Origin of the sequence: Algibacter amylolyticus, from assembly GCF_014202225.1 — a bacterium.
Classification (GTDB): Bacteria; Bacteroidota; Bacteroidia; order Flavobacteriales; family Flavobacteriaceae; genus Algibacter_B; species Algibacter_B amylolyticus.
On record NZ_JACHGE010000008.1, the window covers coordinates 26,846 to 48,530 of the forward strand.

Genomic DNA, 21,685 nt, shown 5'->3' on the forward strand with positions numbered 1-21,685 from the left:
AGCAAAACAAAATGATTAAAAAACTTTTTTTAGCAACAGTAGTTCTTGCGCTTGTAGTAGCTTGTAGTTCATCGTCGTCTGATGATAGCCCTACGGTAGCAGATAATTTTAATCGTGGTGCTTTATTAACCAATTTGGCCGATAATATTATTATTCCAGCGTTTCAAGATCTATCATTAAAACTAGAAACATTAAAAACGGATAAAGATGCCTTCATAGCAGATGCAAATCAAACGAATCTTGATGAATTAAGAGCATCTTGGTTAGAGGCTTACAAAGTTTGGCAACATGTTGAAATGTTCAATATTGGTAAGGCTGAAGAGCTTTTGTATGCATACCAAATGAATATTTACCCAGTTTCAACAACCGATGTTGAAACTAATATTTCTAATGGTTCTTACGATTTAACACATGCTAATAATAATGATGCCGTAGGTTTTCCTGCAGTAGATTATATGCTAAATGGTGTTGCCGGTAATGATGCAGATATTTTAGCTAAATATGAAGATGAAAAGTACAAAACGTATTTATCAGATTTAGTTAACCAAATGGAAAGCTTAACTAATACCGTTTTAACCGATTGGACGTCTACATATCGTTCAACGTTTATTAGTCAAACGTCTAATACAACAACAAGTGCTGTAAATAAATTTGTTAACGATTTTATTTTTTATTTTGAAAAAGGACTGAGAGCTAATAAATTTGGAATTCCAGCAGGTGTGTTTTCTACAGATCCTTTAGCAGAGAAAGTGGAAGCTTTTTATAACCAAGAGGTTTCAAAAACACTGGCTTTAGAAGCTTTATTGGCAACTCAAAATACATTTAATGGAACATACTATTCCTTAAGTGTAAAAGGTGAAAGCTTTAGCTCTTATTTAAATGAGTTAGATAGAAGTGATTTAGCCGTCCTAATAAATACTAGGTTTGATAATGCTAGAGAAAAAATTAATCTCTTAGATAATAATTTTTATAGTCAAGTTACTACAGATAACACTAAAATGACTGAAGCTTATGATGCACTTCAATTAGCAGTTGTATCTTTAAAGGTTGATATGCTGCAAGCATTTAATATTAATGTAGATTACGTTGATGCCGATGGCGATTAAATAAAACATAAACATTATTAAAAAGGTTGTCTATTAAAAAAGGCAACCTTTTTTTGTAATTTCATAACCTGTAAGGTTTCTAAAATCTTGTAGGCTTCATTTTATAAAAGCGTGTTAAACATAAAAACATATCTAAACAAAACTACAAATGCAGCTCAATTGGCTGTATTTCGTGTTTTATTTGGTGTTATGATGTGTTTTAGCATAATTCGTTTTTGGTATCATGGTTGGATAGAAACACTTTACATCCAACCAAAATTTCACTTTACGTATTATGGTTTCGAATGGGTTAAGCCACTAGGCGTTTACACTTATGTGGTTTTTGTTATTTGTGGACTTTCGGCTTGTTTAGTGGCACTTGGTTTAAAGTATAGGTTGGCTATAATCACGTTTTTTTTGAGTTTTACCTATATTGAGTTAATGGATAAAACCACGTATCTAAATCACTATTACTTTATATCCTTATTAAGCTTTTTAATGATTTTTTTACCGGCCAATGCTTATTTTTCGGTAGATAGTTTGTTACGTAAAAAGAGCTATAACAATATTCCTAAATGGACTAATGATAGTGTGAAACTCTTATTGGGCATAGTCTATTTTTTTGCAGGTTTAGCCAAATTAAATAGCGATTGGTTACTAAAAGCACAGCCTTTAAAAATCTGGTTGCCTTCAAAATACGATTTACCGTTTATTGGCGATACTTTAATGCATCAAAATTGGTTTCATTATGCCATGAGTTGGAGTGGTGCTTTATACGATTTAAGTATTCCGTTTTTATTACTTTACAGAAAAACGCGTGTTTTTGCCTTTGCTTTAGTGGTTATATTTCATGTGTTTACTCGCGTGTTATTTCCAATTGGCATGTTTCCGTTTATTATGATTGTGTCTACCTTAATTTTTTTCGATGCCGGTTTACATCGTAAAATTATCAGCTTTATTAAACGTATAGTGCCGTTTAAAAATTCTAAATATTCAATTGAACAACACAGTGTTTATTATTATAATTTCAGAAAATCCATAACTGCAGTTTTGGGATTGTTTTTTATTGTACAGTTGTTGCTTCCTTTTAGGTATATGTTATACCCAAACGAATTGTTTTGGAGCGAGGAAGGCTACCGCTTTTCATGGCGTGTTATGCTAATGGAAAAAATGGGTATTTCAACATTTAAAATTGTAAACTCAGAAACGGGCGAGTTTTTCTACGTGAATAACAAAGATTTTTTAACTCCATTTCAAGAAAAGCAAATGAGTGCCCAACCCGATTTTATATTGGAGTACGCACACTACTTAGGCGATCATTTTACGGGGCAAGGGCATAAAAATGTACAGGTGTTTGTAGAAAGTTATGTGGCTTTAAATGGCAGATTAAGCACCCCTTTAATAGATAAAACCGTAAATTTGTACGCCGAAAAAGAATCATTTAAACCAAAACATTGGATTTTACCATTTAAGGATGACATTAAAGGACTTTAAAATTATAATAGCACTACTTTTTAGTGTTTCTGTGTTTTCTCAACAAGAAGTTTCAGGAACGGTAATTTTTTCAGAAACAAAGCAACCCATTACCGATGTTAAGGTTTACGATAAGGCTTCAGGTGTTTTAGCAACAACCAATGCTTCAGGCTATTTTCAGTTTCAAACCAATAAAAAAGAATTAACTCTAGTGTTTTTTTCTTTTGAATATGAGGTTGAAGAAATTACAATTACTCCCGAAACTACTTCAGAATTACAAATTATATTAAAGGATTTAACTCAAAATTTATCCGAAGTTGAAATCACCGCAAGAAAGCAACGTGTTTTCGAATTACAACGCTTAAAGGATGTTGAAGGAACAGCTATTTACGCAGGTAAAAAAACCGAGGTGGTTTTGGTAGAGCAATCTATGGCTAATTTGGCGGCAAATAATGCGCGACAAATATACAGTCAGGTAGCAGGTTTAAATATTTATCAAAACGACGATGCTGGCTTACAACTTAATATTGGTGGCCGTGGGTTGGATCCTAACCGAACTGCAAATTTTAATACGCGCCAAAATGGATACGATATTAGTGCCGATGTTTTAGGGTATCCAGAAAGCTATTATACGCCAGCTTCCGAGGGATTATCGGAAATTCAAGTTATTCGTGGTGCAGCATCTTTGCAATACGGTACCCAGTTTGGTGGCTTAATAAACTTTAAAATGAAATCGCCTAACCCAAACAAACCTTTAGAGGTTATTACCCGAAATACACTGGGGAGTTTTGGGTTGTACACTAATTTTACGAGCTTTAGTGGTACACAAGATAAATTGAGTTATTATGCCTTTGTTAATTATAAGAAAGGTGATGGTTTTAGACCTAATTCAGAATTCGAGTCGGTAAACACCTATGCGCATATTGGCTATCAATTTAACGAGAAAACAAAATTAGAAGGCGAAATAACTTATTTAGATTACTTAGCGCAGCAAGCAGGTGGTTTAACCGATGCTATGTTTAATGAAAATCCATTACAAAGTAACCGCGAGCGTAATTGGTTTCAGGTAAACTGGCTACTTTATAATTTAAAATTTGCCCACGAATTCTCAGAGCAAACAAACTTTACCTTTAACTTTTTTGGTTTAAATGCGTCTAGAGATGCATTAGGTTTTAGAACCAATAGAGTAAGCCAAGTAGATTCTGGTACCGAACGCGATTTAATAAAAGGCGATTTTAATAATTTTGGTTTCGAGTCTCGCTTACTCACAAAATACAAAGCGTTTAATAAGGATGCCACCTTTTTAATTGGTGCTAAATTTTACAAAGCCAACAACTATCAGCAGCAAGGTCCAGGAACAGATGGTAGTGATGCTAATTTTTCGTTTGCTTCAGATGAGTTTCCTAATTACCCAAGCCAATCGCAATTCGATTTGCCTAACTTAAACACTTCTGTTTTTGGTGAAAATATTTTTTATGTAACCGATAAGTTTTCGGTAACCCCAGGTTTTAGATTCGAATATATAAAAACGCAAAGTGAAGGGTTTTATAAAAACATAAATACCGATGCGGCTGGCAATGTTATTTTTGAGGAAACAGTTGAAGATAATCAAAACTTCGAGCGTTCGTTTGTTTTATTAGGCCTAGGACTAAGCTACAAGCCTAATACCAATTTTGAAGCCTATGGTAACGTGTCTCAAAATTACCGTTCGGTAACCTTTTCAGATATAAACATTGATAATCCTGCATTTTTAATTAGTCCAGATATTACAGATGAAGAAGGGTTTACAACCGATTTTGGTATTCGTGGAAACTATAAAAATACTGTGTCATACGATTTAGGTGTTTTCGGTCTTTTCTATAAACAAAGAATAGGTTTTGTAACTATTGTTGATACCGATGGTAGGATAAAAAATGAGCGTGGTAATATTGGAGATGCTGTTATGTATGGTGTAGAATCTTTATTTGATTTTAATTTGAAGAAAATTATAGGTTTAAATAACAATTTTAAACTTAATTATTTTGTGAACACCTCGGTTATAAACTCGGAATATACAGCTTCAGAAAAAGGAGGTATAAAAGGAAATAAAGTAGAATTTGTTCCAGATTTAAATTTAAAAACGGGACTTAACGGTGGCTATAAAAATATCTTAGCCAATATTCAATACAGCTATTTAGGTAGCCAATTTACCGATGCTACAAACTCGGTAACGGCTAGTGAAAGTGGCGTAGTAGGCGAAATTCCAGAATACGATATTTTAGATGCATCGGTGTCTTACAGCTACAAAAATTTTAAACTAGAAACGGGAATAAATAACCTGTTAGATAATAGTTATTTTACAAGACGAGCAACCGGTTATCCAGGTCCTGGAATTATTCCTTCGGCACCAAGAAACTGGTATACTACTTTGCAAATAAAATTCTAAATCGCTTTAAGTTTTTTTTAACATAATTAAGGTTAAACCTTTTCTCACTGTAGTGGTCTAATTTTCCAACCATTACAACTAAACCAACTTGAAGAATTTTTTAATTTTATCAGTATTATTCTTTTCCACCACTTTATTTGCTCAAAAATTTACCGCCGAAGGTATTGTTAAAGATCAATCGGACTATGTACTTGAGGGCGCAACCGTATACTTTCAAAGTATAAAAGATAGTGTACCTATAGCTTATGGTATTACTAATAAAGACGGAAAGTTTTCTATAAATGTAAATACCGAAGAGGACACTAAAACAATTTTTAATATTGCATATTTAGGTTATAAACCCTATAAGAAGGATATTAATGTTCCTACAGAAGATGCTTTAAATATGGGTATTATAACTCTAGAAGATCAAGTTGAAAGTTTAAACGCAGTGTCCATTATTACACGGTCGCCTCCTGTAGTTATAAAAAAAGATACTATAGAATATAATGCCGATAGTTTTAAAACATTACCTAATGATAAGGCCGAAGATTTACTTAAAAAATTACCCGGTATAGAAATAGATTTAGACGGTAATATAACTTACAATGGGGTTGAGGTAGAAGCTATTAATGTAGATGGGATGAGTTTTTTTGGCGAAAAGAATGGCGAAATAGCTTTAAAAAACTTACCAAGTGATGTGATTAGTAAAGTTCAAGTTTCAGATTATAAAACCAATATGCAGAAGTTTACTGGTGAAGAATCTGATTCTGGTACAAAAGAAATTAACCTTAAAATTAAAAAGGGTAAAAATAGAGCATCATTTGGCGATGTTAAAGCAGGCTATGGCACCGAGGATAAATATCAGGCTAATGCTAACATTTTTCAAGTTATAGATGGTAAACAGGTAGGTATTATTGGCGGTACCAATAATATAAATATGTCTCGTGGCTTTAATGCGTTGCCCGATACCGATACGAGTAACGGTTACATGAAATCGGATTTTATTGGAGCCAACTACACCAAAGGAAAATGGAATGAAACCCGAGTAAACGGAAATTATAGATACAGTGCCCAGAATAACGATCGTGCACAGGTAAGTTACCGAGAGAATTTTTTACCCGATTTAAACTATAATACTAATTCTGAAAGTACGAGTTTTAATGACTCCGATAAGCATCAAGCTGGAGCCGATTTAAAATTTATTATCAAGCCTAAAAATAAGTTGTCTAAAAAAAGGGTACAGCTTTCAAACGAAATCGATTTTAACACATCAAGTAACGATTCGGGTTCAACATCTTCAAAAACTTCCGAGTCTACGGATGGCGATTTAATTAGCGATTATACATCACAAAATCAATCAAGTTCTTCTAGTTACAATCTTAATAATGAGTTTAGGGTAACTACAATTACGGGGCAAGGGCGCGATTATTTAAACATAAGACTAGATACCGATTTTAGTAAAGGCATGTTCGATAGCGAAAAATTTTCAGAAAACATTTTATACAACAGGAATGAAACCATTACGCAAAATCAAATAACTAATAACGATAATAATAGCAGTAACATTAGGTTAAATGCACTTTGGAGTAAAGAGTTGTTTACCGATTTTAGAATTATGCCGCGTTATTATGTGGCTGTCAACACTCAAAATAATGAGAAGTATGTTTATGATTATAACGAAGTTTCAGAATCATTCGATGATTTTAATAACATATTAAGTTCAGAAAGTAATTACACCACTACCACGGTAAGACCCGCTTTAAAATTAAGATACGAGTTTAAAGATTTTCGTTTTGAGGTAGAAGGGGCGTTTACAAACACCTACCGTAATTATAGAGATCGTTTAGTTGTGGCACGAGATTTTAAAGCCGATTTTGAATATGCAACCTATTCGGCAAGAATACGATACCGCGATAAAAACGGTTATAAAAATATTAATTTAAGGTATAATCAAGGTATCGATTTGCCTTCTGTAAGTCAGTTACAACCTGTTGAAGATTTTAGCGACATTACACATATTCGCGTGGGTAACCCGTTTTTAAAACCAGAATTAAGTCATAATTTAAGATTCGATTATCAGAATAATTTAGCCTTTCATAACATCAATATTACGGGTAACGCTAGGGCAGATTTTGTTCAAGATAAAATAATAAATTCCACCACCACCGACGACGATTTAAACCGATTTACAACCTATAGTAATACCAATGGCGATTATTCACTATCTGGAAATGTGGCGTTTTCTAAATCATATTTTAGTAAAAAGACCAATATTAATCTTAATGTGCGTTTAAACGGAAGTTATAAAAACACGATATCTCAACAAAACGGTATTTTATTTACCGCTAAAACAACCAATATTAGGCCATCGGTTTCTTTTAAATATTCCTATGATAAAAAGGTAGATTTTAGTGCAGCCTATAGTTACTCGACTACCGAAAGTGTTTTTGATACCGATGTTTTTAATGGCAATGACTTCTTTGTTCAAAATTTAGATTTTGAAGCATCTATATTTTTCTTAAAAAATGCGTTTCTAACCAATAAAGTGTCTTACCGTTATAACAGCAGAGTAGGCGATGCTTTTGATGGCGATGCTGTATTCTGGAATGCTGGTTTGGGTATCGAACTTTGGGATAATCAGGCTACTTTAACTTTGGTTGGTTACGATATGTTGGGTAAAAATAATGGCTACAGACGTACCGTTACAGAAACCTATATTCAGGATGTAGAAAACAAAATTTTAGAGCAGTATTTCATGCTTAACTTTACTTATAAATTCGGAACTTTTGCAGGTCAAAAAATGAATGTAAACGGTAATCGTGGAGGTGGTCGCGGTTATAGAGGTGGCGGCGGACGTGGGTAATTAACGCTTTAAGCTTAAAGTAACATTAATTTTAGTTAGCTATAGTATTTAGTAATGTCCTTGTTTCAAACATTACTATGATTTATAGTTTACATATTTTAGCACTAGAGCTATATAATAAAGGATTTAAAACTACAATGAAAAAACAGATACAAAACTTAACACAATATCTTATAATTTAGTCGTATATTTGCATGCAATTATAATTATAATTGCAACATGACTGCACACGAAAACAAAATTGTCGGAGAAGGTTTAACTTATGACGACGTTCTATTAGTTCCAGCTTTTTCTGAAGTACTTCCAAGAGAAGTAAATATACAAGCAAAATTTACACGAAACATTACTATTAATGTACCAATTATATCCGCTGCTATGGATACGGTAACCGAAAGTAAAATGGCTATTGCCATGGCGCAAGAAGGTGGTATTGGTGTATTACATAAAAATATGTCTATTGAGGCTCAAGCACAAAAAGTTAGAAAAGTAAAGCGTGCAGAAAGCGGAATGATTATAGACCCTGTTACTTTGCCACTTACAGCAAAAGTTAAGCATGCCAAAAAGTATATGGCGGAATATAGTATTGGTGGTATTCCAATCGTGGATGAAGACGGGACTTTAAAAGGTATTGTTACCAATAGAGATTTACGTTTCGAGCACGATAACAAAAGACCAATTGTTGAGGTAATGACAAGTGAAAACTTAGTAACTGCATCCGTTGGAACTTCTTTACAAGATGCCGAATTAATTCTACAAAAACATAAAATTGAAAAGTTATTAATTGTTGACGATAACTTTAAATTATCTGGTTTAATTACGTTTAGAGATATTACGAAATTGAGTCAGAAACCAAATGCTAATAAAGACCAATATGGTCGTTTGCGTGTTGCAGCAGCATTAGGTGTTACAGCAGATGCGGTTGAAAGAGCAGAAGCTTTAGTAAATGCAGGTGTGGATGCTGTTATTATCGATACAGCACACGGACATACCAAAGGTGTGGTTGATGTTTTAAAGGCCGTAAAAGCGAAGTTTCCTAAATTAGATGTTATAGTTGGAAATATAGCAACAGGTGCAGCAGCCAAATATTTAGTTGAAGCAGGTGCCGATGCTGTAAAAGTTGGTATTGGGCCAGGATCTATCTGTACAACTCGTGTAGTTGCAGGCGTTGGATTTCCTCAATTTTCTGCAGTATTAGAAGTTGCCGCAGCTATAAAAGGAAGTGGTGTGCCGGTAATTGCAGATGGTGGTATTCGTTATACAGGTGATATTCCTAAGGCTATTGCTGCTGGTGCAGATACCGTTATGTTAGGATCGTTATTAGCAGGAACAAAAGAATCTCCTGGAGAAACTATTATTTACGAAGGTAGAAAGTTTAAGTCGTATCGTGGAATGGGATCGGTTGAAGCTATGAAAAAAGGTAGTAAAGACCGTTATTTCCAAGATGTTGAAGATGACATTAAAAAACTAGTACCAGAAGGTATTGTAGGTCGTGTACCTTATAAAGGTGAACTAAACGAAAGCATCCACCAATTTGTTGGCGGTTTACGTGCCGGAATGGGTTACTGTGGTGCAAAAGATATTGAAACACTTAAAGAAAAAGGACAGTTTGTAAAAATTACTTCTAGCGGAATTAATGAAAGTCACCCGCACGATGTTACTATTACAAATGAATCGCCTAATTATTCTAGATAGGTTTCGTAGTAATACATTAATATGAAATAAAAGCTACACCGTTTGGTGTGGCTTTTTTGTTTTGGAGCGGTTTGTTTATTGTTTTTCAAAGATAAGAAACCGTTTAAAATGTTTTATATCCGACGTAAAACGAAGTTAGTATTATTTAAAATTAGAAGTAAACCAAAGGGTTGTTATTAAGAGATATACCAACATGTTTTTTGTTGAAACACTTTTTGTTCTTTTCGTATTTGTTTTAGCATTCAGCAACTAATTCCTCTAGAGTAAAACAATACGGTGTTCTAGTCTATAAAAGCATACTATTTACACGTATTTATTTTTAAAGTACTATATCTTTGCAGCATGCAATCTAAAGTTCTTTTTATTACGCCTCCTTTTACACAGTTAAATACTGTGTATCCTGCAACGGCATACCTTAAAGGGTTTCTTGAAGAACACGACATAGATTTTACGCATTGCGATTTAAGTATAGAACTTTTTACCTCTGTTTTTAGAAGTGATTTTCTGCGTTCTATTTTTCAGGAAGCAAGAGATTTAGAGAATTATCATTACCCAGAAGTGAGCAAAAATAAAGACTTGTATATTTCTAGAGTAGATGTGGTTCTTGGCTTTCTTCAAAAACAAGATATTAAAACAGCAAACAAAATATTAGATCCTCAATTTTTACCATTGGGGCATCGCTTATCTAAAGTGAATACTACCATTACATGGGAAGCTGGAGATATTGGTGTAATTGATAAAGCAAAGCATTACGCCACGCTTTTTATTGAGGAAATAGGCGATTTTATTCAAGCCAATGTAGATGAGTTTTTTGCATTTACTAAATATGCTGAGCAAATAGCCACTTCGGCCAGTAGTTTTGACGACTTAGATACCTTCTTAAGTTATCAGCCAACTATTATAGAAGAGGAAATGCTAGATATTTTAGTTGCAAAAATTGAAAAGGAAAAACCCAATTTAGTTTGTTTTACCATTCCTTTTCCTGGTAATTTATTTGCAGCTTTACGCTGTTCTCAATTTATTAAACAGCTTTTTCCAGATATTCACGTCGCTTTTGGTGGTGGATATTGTAATACCGAATTACGTTCGCTTAAAGATTCTAGGATTTTTGAATTTGTTGACTTTATTTCTTTAGATGATGGTGAAGGGCCATTACTTAAAATTGTTAGTTATCTAGAAGGTAGAGTAGATGCTAATCAATTAGAACGCACTTTTGTATTAGAAGATAAACAAGTGGTTTACAAGAATAAAATTCCGAATACCATTTACCACCATAGAAATTTGCCTGCGCCAGATTATTCAGGCTTGCCTTTTAATAAATATGTTTCTTTTTTAGATTTAGTAAACCCGATGCATCGTATGTGGACAGATGCCAGGTGGAATAAACTAACCATTTCTCATGGTTGTTACTGGAAACAGTGCTCGTTTTGCGATGTAAGTTTAGATTATATTGGGAATTACCAAAATACAACAGCCGAAGATTTAGTAGATAAAATTGAGAAAGTCATTAAGGATACCGGAATTACTGGTTTTCATTTTGTAGATGAAGCTGCGCCACCAAAAATGCTAAGGGCTTTATCCAGAGCCTTAATTGAAAGACATGTGAAAATTACATGGTGGACCAACATTCGCTTTGAAAAAACATTCGATTTCGAATTATGCGAGGTCATGGCAAAATCGGGTTGTATAGCTGTAACTGGAGGTTTAGAAGTCGCTTCAGATAGATTATTGGCTAAGATGAAAAAAGGTGTGGATATTGCACAGGTTACGCGAGTAACTAATAATTTTTCTAAAAATAATATCATGGTTCATGCGTATCTTATGTATGGATTTCCAACACAAACCGAACAAGAAACTATTGATTCACTAGAGGTAGTAAGGCAATTGTTTGAAAGTAATTGTATTCAGTCTGCATTTTGGCACCAATTTACAACCACTATTCACAGTCCTATTGGTAAGAATCCAGAAGCCTTTGGAATTGAAATTACAGGACCCGTTTTTGAAGGTTTTGCGCAAAACGATTTATATCACGTAGATCCGCAAGGCGCAGAGCATCCTAAGTACACAAAGGGTTTAAACTTAGCATTACATAATTATTTAAATAGTGCAGGTTTTGAAGAAGAATTGCAAAACTGGTTCGAATTTCCTGTTCCTGCACCCACTCATCCTAAAGGTTTAATTGAAAGTTTTTTGTCTTAGATAGTATCTAGCGATTCGTTTGATTTTATTTTTAGGAATGTTCGTTTAACGTGTTTGTATATGGTTTGTTGCGTGGTTAAGCAACTAAGTTAACAAATAAAAACCGAATAGAAAATCCGCGAGGATTTTCGTAAGTAGGCTAGAACTAGCAATAAATTATATACGGTGTTGGGCATAGTTTTTTTCTATTAAATTTAAATATTTGTCTTGTTCATTTTTGTCGATAAAATAATTGACAAAACCAGTAATTGCTCGTGTAAATTCAGATAAATTTAATTCAAATAATTCATCAGATTTTTTTTCGGTTTTGTCAAAAATATTGTCCAAGTCCACTATTTTGTAATCTATATCAGATTTTTTTTCGTTTCTAGAAGAGCCAAAGAAATATGAATCATATTCTATTAAAATATCATTTTCTGTTGTTCTGATTAAATCCTGAATGCAATCTTCTAAAAAAAGATTAAAATTTAATATTTCAGATAACCTGTTACGATATCTATATTCTTCTATTTCTGGTGATTTTCTGTTTTTTTTCTGATTTTCATTTTTTAGAATGCTATTACTTAATTGATGTATTTGTTTAAGAGAATCGGAATAAAGGCTATTGTGTGAAACATAAATCCAATCATTTAAATAATTCAGGTCTTCTGTTTTTATACCATTTTCTCTGTTTTTACTGTATTTAATGGCTGTATTTAAAGTAGGCAATTTCAATTTTTTGATTAAAGAATAATTATAAAGATAATTTTCTATTTTGCTTTCTGAATTGAATTTTGGAATTCTAAACACAAAATGTTTTGTTTTTAGAGTGTTTTCAAATCTATAGATATCCCAATTTCCTCCTTGACCAATATGTTCCAAATGTAGTTTTTTACTTAATTTTATTAATTATCTTATTAGGAACAAAATAAAGATTATTCCTTGTCCTTGAACAAGCAACGTAAAATTTATTCCGAGTTATATTTGATTTGAAATTGATTAAACCTCCTGATTTAAATTCTTTTAAAAGTTCATCGTTTATTGCAATACAAACATTGTCAAAACCAAGTCCTTTACAAGCTCCCCAATTATCAGAACGACATTCATAATTATAATGTCTTGTTAGAAAAAGTTTTACAATATTATCATCTTCAAATATTTCTTTTACGTTTTCTTTATTTTCAATTAGTTCACATTCTGTAATTCGATTTTCGTTTGATTCTATTTCAATACCTATTCTATTTTGAATGAAATCGCAAGTAGTTTTGCTACATCTACGACTTTTAATTAAAGTTGAATCATCAAAAATAAAGCCTGATGACTTAAATCGCTCTTTGAATTTATCTAAACTACTATGCAAAGATTGATTTGTTTTTCTATCTCTACTCGTATCAAAGGTGTGTTGGAAAAAATCACCAACTAGAAGAAAATTTACATTTGCTTGAGCTAGTTCTAGCAAGAAATTAAAATCATTACCTCCAAAATCTTGTATTTCATCAAATAAAACATAATCATAATATTTCTCAACTCTTTCTTTGACTTCTTGAAAATGATTTTTGTCTAATAATAATTTTGAAATTCTGTTGTGATATAAGTAATTGTTTTTAGTGAAAAATGAAGTGTCAAAAAAACTTTTAGGATAATTCCAAGTTATTCCTTTAACGTTATGTTCATCAGCAAAGAATGGTTTATAACAGAATGAATATAAAAACGAAAAATAATTTTTAATCTTAATGTTCTTAGGTAGATATCCGAATTGATTTATAACTTCATTTTTAATACTTCTAATGCCACTAATAGTATAAGTTACTAAAAGATATCTTTTTTCTAAATCGAGTTCTTTTACTATGTGATATGTTTTCCCTGAACCTGCTACTGCTAAAATTAGTTGTTTATCCATTCAAATGCTTTTTCAATGTATTCGGGAATTTTCAAATCATTAGATTTATTTTCTAATAATTGAAATGCTACTTCTGCTTTATCTTTAAGCATATATTCTTGAACAGAGAGTTTTCTTCTTTTAGTTGAAAATAATTCTTCACAAATTTCAACGTTATCTTCATAGATACAGATTTCAAACGTATATCGTTTCTCATCTTTGTCTGCAAAAACAGATATGTTGTCAATATTGTATTTAGAGTATCTATTTGTTATTTTCTCCTTGTAATTTTTATCATTATCCGTTATTACTGCTGTTTTTATATCTAAAAGTTTTGCTATGTCTAGATATCTAGGAAAGCTTGTTCCTCCAACAGAAATAACGTGAATATTGTTTTCAATTAGACTCTTATTCGTTTTCTTTTTATAAAGTGCCTCAAGTAAAATAAACTCAGCATCTCCTTCTACAAGAATTACTTTGTCCGATAATATGAATTCTAAAATATTATTGTCTGGTGCTTTTATAAAAAATTTAGCGGTATCCTCAGATAAATCTTCTAACTTAATTCTATTTTTAGAACTACTATTTAATAATATTGACTTTCTTAAATCAAGTCTAGTGCTAACTAAATCACTATGTGTGGCAACAAATATTTGCTTACCTGTTGAATTTACAACTTCTTGAATAAGATTTTTCATATTGGTATGACTCAAATGATTTTCAGGTTCTTCTAAAAGAACAGCATCAAAGTCTTCTGCAGATTTGCTTAATGCAAGTGATGTTTTTATTATAGATTGTTTTCCTTTTCCTTTATTATCAATCGAAATATCTCCTTCGTAAATAATTAAATCACTCTCTACATTTGATTTAGAATTTGATTTAATTGCAAATTTATAATCATTCTCTAACCGTTCATTTATGTTTTTAAAAGCCTTGTTTTTAAAATCTTCTTTATGGTTTCTGTATTCGTGTTGGTGTTGAAATTTTTCGGAAGTATTTAATAGTTTACTATTATATATGTCCTTTACATATTCTTTCATAGCATACTCATTACTTGTTAGTGAGTTGTCTATTAATATATGTTTTAAGTGTTTATTGTAACCATTATAAGGTATGTCATTAAATGTTGTGAAGGATATCGAGTAATATTCGAAAGGGAATAAACATTCTGTTTTTTTAAGCACATCTTTTATAGATTCGCTATATTCCTCATTTGGTTTACAAACTAGTCTAACTCCATCATTAGGTTTTTTATCGAGATTGTTATTGCCGTTAGTTATTTCGTTGTTTTGTTCATTTAAATAGAGTTCAACTCTTAATTCGGGCAATTTGTTAAGATTTCTATCAGAATTAAGAAATTCATTAATAACTTTGGTGTTAAATAAAGAATCGAGACCAATGGTTTCTACTTTATTTCTACTTCCCCTCATAACTAAATCTAAGGCGGTTAGAATAGTGCTTTTTCCTGATTCATTATCTCCAATTAGAAGATTAATTTCATCATCAAAACTGACTTCAAATGTTTCAAACTTTTTAAAATTTAGTAATCTTATTTTTTTGATTATTTTCATATGTAGTGTTCAGTTCGAAATTATGCCCAATGTTTTTACGGATATGAAATCGTTTTAATGTTTTATATCTGACGTTAAACGAAGGTAGCTGAAATTTTTTACAAAATCAAGTTTGAAATTTAAATGAATGTGTGCAGAAATCAGCTTTAGGTTTTAAGCGATACCAATGAATATCAGGTTTTAATATCCCATAACGGTTTGTCTTTTGGATGGCTTAAATAATTTTCATAAAAAAAGCTACACCAAAATAGTGTAGCTTTTTTTTGAATGGTATTATTTCAAAAAACCATGAAATTATACTTATTCTACAGAGATGTTAAATACAGCTTGAATATCTGTTTCTCCTCCTGCATTTGTAATATCGCCGTCACTAACACCCGAAGCACTTTTATTAGGTTCGTGTCTTAAGGTAATAGTTAATGTTCCTGTTCCTGGTGTTGCACTAGTTGTTAAAGTAAACGCTAAACCAACAGGGTTGCTATCTTCATCAAAATCTTCGTAAGTAAAAGTTGCAAGACTGTTAGTTACTTGGTAGAAAAATTGGTGTTCGTCATCTTCTTCTTCAATTTCAACATTTATCGATTCGGCAGGCGATTCCGTTTCATTTAAAAGAGAAAGTGTTCCGTTATACGTTGTATTGGCCGCTAAAGCTCCAGATACAGTTACTACAGGTGCAGTTGGTCCGTCGCCATCTGAATCTCTTGTTTGTAATGTAATAGTAGAACCATCTGTAGTTGGCACTAAAGTAGCAGTTAGGGTTGTTATAACTTCTTCTTCGTTTACTGGTTCTGGGTTATCATCGTCGTTAGAACATGCAGTAAATACTAATGCTGAAATAAATAATAGTGATAAATTTTTTAAAGTTTTCATTCTTGTGTTTTTTAATTATTAATAATTTATTTTTAATTGTAACATAAAATTTCTTCCTAAATCATCGGCAAAATATCTTAATCTGTTAAGGTATTCTCTATAAGAAGTATTAAAAATATTTGTAATATTAAGACCTATATTTAAATCTGTTTTTTCAAAAAGTTTTACTGTAATATCACTTTCAAAATGCATTAAATGATAGGTAGGAGGTGGTGTGCTAATATCTAATAATACAAATTCTTCGGTGGTTGGAATAAACACCTCAAAATTATTATCAGGATAATCGTTTTGCTTTAAAACCAACTCGCTTTGTAATTCGGCATTAAAATTCAGCCATTTTTTATTTGAGTATCCTATAGTATTAACCGTTTTAAAAGAAGGCATATCAATTAAGGCTTCTTTTTTAGTAACATCCCTACCTTTTATAAAAGCCGTTTTGTTATTTAAAAACCAGTCATCATTAAATTTATAATTAGCACTTACATCTAAGCCATATAACAAGGCATTAGTTTGTTCATACTCCCAAACAGGAAAAGCACCTCTTATGGTTAACTCTGTTCCTGTAGGTTTTATAAAAATATAATCGTTAATATGATTTAAATAGCTTTCTAGATTTACGGACAGTGTCTCATTTTTAAACAAATACGACGTACCAATACGATTTGATGTTTCTTGTTTTATACGTAAATCGCCTAATTCAATTCGTGCAGCAGAGTGGTGTAAACCATCGCTAAACAACTCGGAAGGGTTTGGCGCTCTGTTTGCTAATCCGTAATTAAAAATCACAGAGTTATTAGCATTAAATTGATAGGTAATTCCGGCGGAAGCCGAAACATTATGATACGTAAGCACAGGGTTTGCTAAAAGTTGCGTACCTAAATCATCAATTACAATATCGGCAAAATCCTCATCGTAACCGCGTTCTTCCCAACGGCTTGTTATGTAAAACTTTTTGGCGTCTATTTTACTAAAGTCGTAACGTAAGCCAAAATCTAAATTGGTGTTATCGCCTAGTTTAAAATCTGTAATGGCATAAACTCCAAAATCATATTTGTCATAATCTGGGATTAATCGTCTCACACCAGTTTCTGGGTTTGCAAAATTGTTTTGGAAACCAACGTTTATACCAAACTTATAAATAGCATTGGTGTTAGAATCTATTTTTAAATCAGATTTTAAGGTGTGCGTTTTCAACGTTAAATCTAAAGCAGCTTTATCTTTATCGTCGCCAACACGAATATCATACTCAAACCTTCGGTTATTTTGGAAATCGTATTGCACCTCTAAGCGTCCAAATGTTTTGAAACGTTTAAAAAAATCGGCTTTAATAACCTGATGCGTTACCTCTTGTCTTGGTGCGCTAATAGCATAACTAAAATCGTCTTGAACCAGTGGTTTTTGGTTGTTTATAGCATTTACCAAATCTTCTACACTACCAATATGCGAGGCTCTTAAAATGCCTATTTCATTATTTAAGTAACTGTAAAAAATATTGAATCCTTTTTCGAAAGTTTTAAAACCTGTATTTAAGGATACTCCTTTTGAGTTCATACCCGTATTGGTTAAGTAATAATCTGGAGCTTTAAAATCGCCAAAGCGTTTGTACGATGCTTGCCCTGTTGCATACCATCCTTTTTCCCAGGATTTGGTTAATGAGGAGGATATATTATAACCGCGACCATTACTTTGGGCTCCCAAAATTGTTTTTCCGTAAAGGGAATCTTTTAAACTAATGTTTTTAGGTTTTAGCACAATAACACCACCAATAGCATCGCCACCATAAGCTAAAGCATTGGCACCTTTAATAACGTTTATTTGTCCTGCCGAATTTAAATCGATGCTAGGTGCATGTTCAATACCCCATTCTTGATCTTGTAAGCGTACGTTATTTGTCATAACAACAATTCGGCTACTATGCAAACCATTAATTACGGGTTTTACAATGGTATTACCTGTGTTAATGGACGATACACCACTTACTTGTTTTAAGGCATCACCAAGACTAAAAGCACTAAAGCGCTCAAGTGTTTTTGCTTTTAACTGTGTTTCTTGAGACGTTTTTGTGAGCTTAGAGTTACCACTGGCATCAATTTTAATTTCATTGAGTTCTTCAATATGGTGTTCCATATTAATTTCATATTGAGTATTGCCATTAATTTGAACGTTTATTCTTTTAGTCTCGCATCCAAGATGGGATATTTCGAGAGTTAAAAGTCCATTACAAAGATTGCTAATACTATAGTTTCCCTCAATATCAGATGTTGTATATCTGTCTAAGGTTTCAATATATATGGCAGCACCAGTTATTGCAGAACCATCATGGAAATCGTGCACGTTACCAGAAAGCTTGTAATTACAGTTTTGACCATAAGCAATGCCGAATAAACAACATGCTATAATCAGTATATAGTGTTTCATTACTAAATTTTAGTTTAAAAATAAATGCTATCACCATGTCTTATTTTATAAGTTTTTAAAATGAGACATGATATGATTTTTAAACTAAAGCTGGTGGGCCTCTTAAAGAGAAAGATAAAGGCCGATGATTATTAAGAAATTTGTATGTTAAATTATAAGTACGAGTAGGGGATAACGTTTGAAAAAACTCGATAAATTCTACTGGTAATTGAAAGTGATGGGTGATACTAAATTTTTGAAACTCACAATCCAAATCTACCTCATGAATATGTGTTCTATCTTCACCTAAACAAACTTTGTGATTATGGTGTTCGAAAACGTGAGCAAATTTAACAGCAGCAGGAATCAATAGCGTTAGCACCAACACAATGGTTAGTAATCTAAAAACGATATGTTCCTTAATAAGTTTCATTAATCTACAAAACGTTTTAAACCTAGTCTGCGTAACATTTTCTTTTCGAAATCCCAGAAAAATTTATGCTGACCAAATACCCAACCAAAAAATACAAGTAAAAACTGATACACTACAAATAGCAAAACAATACGAACTACCCAATAGCCTACACTACCAAAACTTTCTGTAGAGATATTAAGAAAACTTAAAATAGGCTTGCCAATATAAGATGCCGTCGATCCGGTAATAGCAAATACACAAAATATGACAACAACTTGCCAATTATGCTCAATACCCCAACGTGCTTTTAGTTTTTCCAAGTTTGCAATTTTACGCAAAAATATTAAAAGGGATTTAAATACGAGGAACAAAAGCGCCTAATCTTTGTTTATAGGTTAATTGAAAGTAAATAAAATAGTTATATAGCATATAATTAACCTCGTAGCCGTAATCTATACCAGGTTGATAATCGATTTGTAATTCGTATAAGCTAGAGTCGAACCTTTGCGGTTGTGTTACGCGTTGGTTCCATTCTATAACATATTGGTAGTTTCGGTTTTCTAAATAGGTTTGTGAGTAGTACCCACGCTGTCTAGCTCTGCTAGCTAACCAAAAGTTAAATCCGGGTTCAATTATAATAATTTCGTATTCAATTTCATCATTAGCAATTTTAACGGTATCGTTTGCTTTAAGGTTTTCTAATCGCTCGTTTGTATTAGAAGTTGCGGTTTTAGAACTGTTACAGGAGTAAACGAAAATGGTTGCTAGTAATACAAAGATTAGTTTTTTCATAATTGACACTTAGTTTTAATGTTTAAAGTAAAAGTAGTACCGATTACTTTTTAATAAAAACCAGAATGAGTTAACACGAGGTTTTGTTGAGTATTAGTGGTGCTTTTAATTATAAATTTACAAAATACAATAGGGAGTTGCGGTGTATCTGATAGAATTTAACAAAAAAAAGAGCCAAACATAAGGTTTGGCTCTTTTACTATTTTATATGTATTAGGTATCTTATTTTCCAAAAAGACCTCCTAAAAGACCTCCAATACCGCCTTTTTTACTAGCATTTCCAAGTACCATTCCTGCAACATCATCAATAACGCTACCGTCACCATCTGCATCAAGAATTTTTTCTAAGAAGCTTTGCTCTTGAGTCGCTGCGCTTCCACCTAACATACCGCCTAATAAATCGCCAATACCGTTTGAAGCACTTACGTTTTGTTGTTTAGCTTGGTTGCCTAAAACACCCATTAAAATTGGTGCAGCAACTTTTAATATGTTAGCAACAGAACCTGCATCTAATCCAGATTTTTCACCTATTATTTTTTCAACACCTTGTTGTTTTGCTCCTAAAACGTGTCCTAATATTTTTTCGCCGTCTTGTTTAACATTATCGTCTACACCACCACCAAATAATCCACCAAGATTATTTAAAATACTACCATCATGTTTTCCTTGAAGCGCACCCATAAGTCCTGCAGCACCTTCTGGTGTAGAGGCATTACGTTCCATAGCTTTCATTAATACAGGCAACGCCATTGTTAATACACTACTTGTTTTACTTGAGTCGTTTCCTGTAGAACCTGCTACTCCGCTAATAATAGTTTTTCCTAGGTCGCTGTTTAATAAATCTAAAATTCCTGCCATGATGTTTTGTTATATTTTGTTAATTAATAATTCTGAATAAAAATTGGAAGCTTAATGTACAAAAAAAGTCCCAACTTATATAGTTAGGACTCTAATTTTATGATTTGGTCACAATTTGTTTATTACTATCCTAAGATACTAATAATTTGTGATGCTAATTCTGTACCAATTCTATCTTGAGCTTCGTTAGTTGCAGCACCAGTATGTGGTGTTAACGATAACGCAGGATTCATTAATAATTGCATTTCTGGTTTTGGTTCTTTTTCAAAAACATCTAAAGCAGCTCTAGCAACTTTTCCGCTTTCAATAGCTTTTACTAAGGCTACTTCATTAAGAACACCACCACGAGCAGCGTTAGCTATAATAACACCATCTTTCATCATGTTAAATTCTGCTTCGTCAATAACGTAATCTTTTTGAGCAGGCACGTGAAGTGTAATAAAGTCTGATTGTTTTAAAACTTCTTCTTTTGAAATGGTTTTAATTTCGAAACTTACTTTTTGTCCATCAAAAAACTCTAATTCTAAATCTGTTTTTTCTAAAAATGGATCGAAAGCTATAACTTTCATTCCAGCACCTAAAGCTACTTTTGCAGTGGCTTGACCAATACGACCAAAACCTAAAACACCTAAAGTTTTTCCTTTAAGTTCGGTTCCTTTAGCATAAGCTTTTTTAAGTCCTTTAAAGTTATTATCTCCTTCTAGTGGCATATCTCTGTTTGAGTTATGTAAAAAACGAGATAAACCGTAAAGGTGTCCAAATACTAATTCGGCAACAGAGTGAGAAGATGCTGCAGGCGTATTAATAACACTTAAACCTTTTTCGCGAGCATATTCAACATCAATATTATCCATACCAACACCACCACGGCCAATAATTTTTAATCCTGGGCATGCATCAATTAAATCTTGACGTACTGTTGTAGCACTACGTACTAATAATACAGCAATATCTTTTTCGTTGATGTAGTTAATTAATTGTTCTTGCGCTACGGTTGTTGTAATCACTTCGTATCCACCTTTGGTTAAGGCATCGATACCGCTTTGTGAAATTCCGTCGTTTGCTAATACTTTCATTTATCTAAGTTAAAAGTTAAAAGTTAAAAGTTAAAAGTTCTGTGAACAATTAATAATTCAACTTATAATTAAATTTTATTTTTTGGTTTGAGGAAGCACTGAAAACTGTTACGACCTACTGCCAACTAA

Annotated in this window: 16 protein-coding genes; 6 read left to right on the forward strand and 10 right to left on the reverse strand. The window is 32.4% G+C overall.

Annotated elements, in window-relative coordinates:
- Positions 1-11: 11 nt before the first annotated feature.
- The 6 genes from HNQ90_RS13835 (at position 12) to HNQ90_RS13860 (ending at position 11,719) form a co-directional block, all read left to right on the forward strand.
- Entirely contained in the window at positions 12-1,106 is a 1,095-nt protein-coding gene (locus HNQ90_RS13835; protein WP_144117904.1) for an imelysin family protein, read from the forward strand.
- 111 nt (positions 1,107-1,217) lie between these two features.
- Entirely contained in the window at positions 1,218-2,579 is a 1,362-nt protein-coding gene (locus tag HNQ90_RS13840) for an HTTM domain-containing protein (RefSeq protein ID WP_144117903.1), read from the forward strand.
- Positions 2,560-4,983 carry a TonB-dependent receptor domain-containing protein gene (locus HNQ90_RS13845; protein WP_144117902.1) on the forward strand — a complete coding sequence of 808 codons (2,424 nt, stop codon included), beginning with the start codon at positions 2,560-2,562 and terminating at the stop codon, positions 4,981-4,983. The genes HNQ90_RS13840 and HNQ90_RS13845 overlap by 20 nt, the downstream gene beginning before the upstream one ends.
- Positions 4,984-5,071: 88 nt before the next feature.
- Complete coding sequence (locus HNQ90_RS13850) at positions 5,072-7,828, forward strand: outer membrane beta-barrel protein (RefSeq protein ID WP_144117901.1); 2,757 nt, start codon at positions 5,072-5,074, stop codon at positions 7,826-7,828.
- 219 nt (positions 7,829-8,047) lie between these two features.
- A complete protein-coding gene (gene guaB, locus HNQ90_RS13855) occupies positions 8,048-9,520 on the forward strand; it encodes an IMP dehydrogenase (RefSeq protein WP_144117900.1) in 1,473 nt (490 codons plus the stop codon).
- Between the two features lie 342 nt (positions 9,521-9,862).
- Positions 9,863-11,719, forward strand: coding sequence for a B12-binding domain-containing radical SAM protein (locus HNQ90_RS13860; RefSeq protein ID WP_144117899.1), 1,857 nt, complete (start codon positions 9,863-9,865; stop codon positions 11,717-11,719).
- A 156-nt stretch (positions 11,720-11,875) separates the two neighbouring features.
- On the opposite strand, the gene HNQ90_RS13865 is transcribed toward HNQ90_RS13860, so the two are convergent.
- From HNQ90_RS13865 to HNQ90_RS13910, 10 genes are all read right to left on the reverse strand, one after another.
- Entirely contained in the window at positions 11,876-12,580 is a 705-nt protein-coding gene (locus HNQ90_RS13865) for a hypothetical protein (protein ID WP_144117898.1), read from the reverse strand.
- A 10-nt stretch (positions 12,581-12,590) separates the two neighbouring features.
- Positions 12,591-13,598 (reverse strand): DEAD/DEAH box helicase, encoded by a 1,008-nt coding sequence (locus HNQ90_RS13870; RefSeq protein WP_144117897.1) that lies wholly within the window; start codon positions 13,596-13,598, stop codon positions 12,591-12,593.
- Positions 13,583-15,148 (reverse strand): ATP-dependent nuclease, encoded by a 1,566-nt coding sequence (locus HNQ90_RS13875; RefSeq protein WP_144117896.1) that lies wholly within the window; start codon positions 15,146-15,148, stop codon positions 13,583-13,585. Before HNQ90_RS13875 ends, HNQ90_RS13870 begins: the two co-directional genes overlap by 16 nt.
- Before the next feature lie 300 nt (positions 15,149-15,448).
- Positions 15,449-16,018: a type 1 periplasmic binding fold superfamily protein gene (locus HNQ90_RS13880; protein WP_144117895.1), complete on the reverse strand. Its 570-nt coding sequence runs from the start codon at positions 16,016-16,018 to the stop codon at positions 15,449-15,451.
- Between the two features lie 18 nt (positions 16,019-16,036).
- Positions 16,037-18,436, reverse strand: a complete 2,400-nt coding sequence (locus HNQ90_RS13885; RefSeq protein ID WP_144117894.1) for a TonB-dependent receptor — start codon at positions 18,434-18,436, stop codon at positions 16,037-16,039.
- Positions 18,437-18,515: 79 nt separating this feature from the next.
- The gene (locus HNQ90_RS13890) at positions 18,516-18,848 is read right to left on the reverse strand and encodes a hypothetical protein (protein WP_144117893.1); all 333 of its coding nucleotides are present in this window, start codon (positions 18,846-18,848) and stop codon (positions 18,516-18,518) included.
- On the reverse strand, positions 18,848-19,150 hold the full coding sequence (locus tag HNQ90_RS13895; RefSeq protein ID WP_144117892.1) for a DUF6787 family protein: 303 nt from the start codon (positions 19,148-19,150) through the stop codon (positions 18,848-18,850). Before HNQ90_RS13895 ends, HNQ90_RS13890 begins: the two co-directional genes overlap by 1 nt.
- 34 nt (positions 19,151-19,184) lie before the next feature.
- On the reverse strand, positions 19,185-19,622 hold the full coding sequence (locus HNQ90_RS13900) for a DUF6146 family protein (RefSeq protein WP_144117891.1): 438 nt from the start codon (positions 19,620-19,622) through the stop codon (positions 19,185-19,187).
- Between the two features lie 222 nt (positions 19,623-19,844).
- On the reverse strand, positions 19,845-20,480 hold the full coding sequence (locus HNQ90_RS13905; RefSeq protein WP_144117890.1) for a DUF937 domain-containing protein: 636 nt from the start codon (positions 20,478-20,480) through the stop codon (positions 19,845-19,847).
- 125 nt (positions 20,481-20,605) lie between these two features.
- Positions 20,606-21,556, reverse strand: coding sequence for a D-2-hydroxyacid dehydrogenase (locus HNQ90_RS13910; RefSeq protein WP_144117889.1), 951 nt, complete (start codon positions 21,554-21,556; stop codon positions 20,606-20,608).
- Positions 21,557-21,685: the final 129 nt, after the last annotated feature.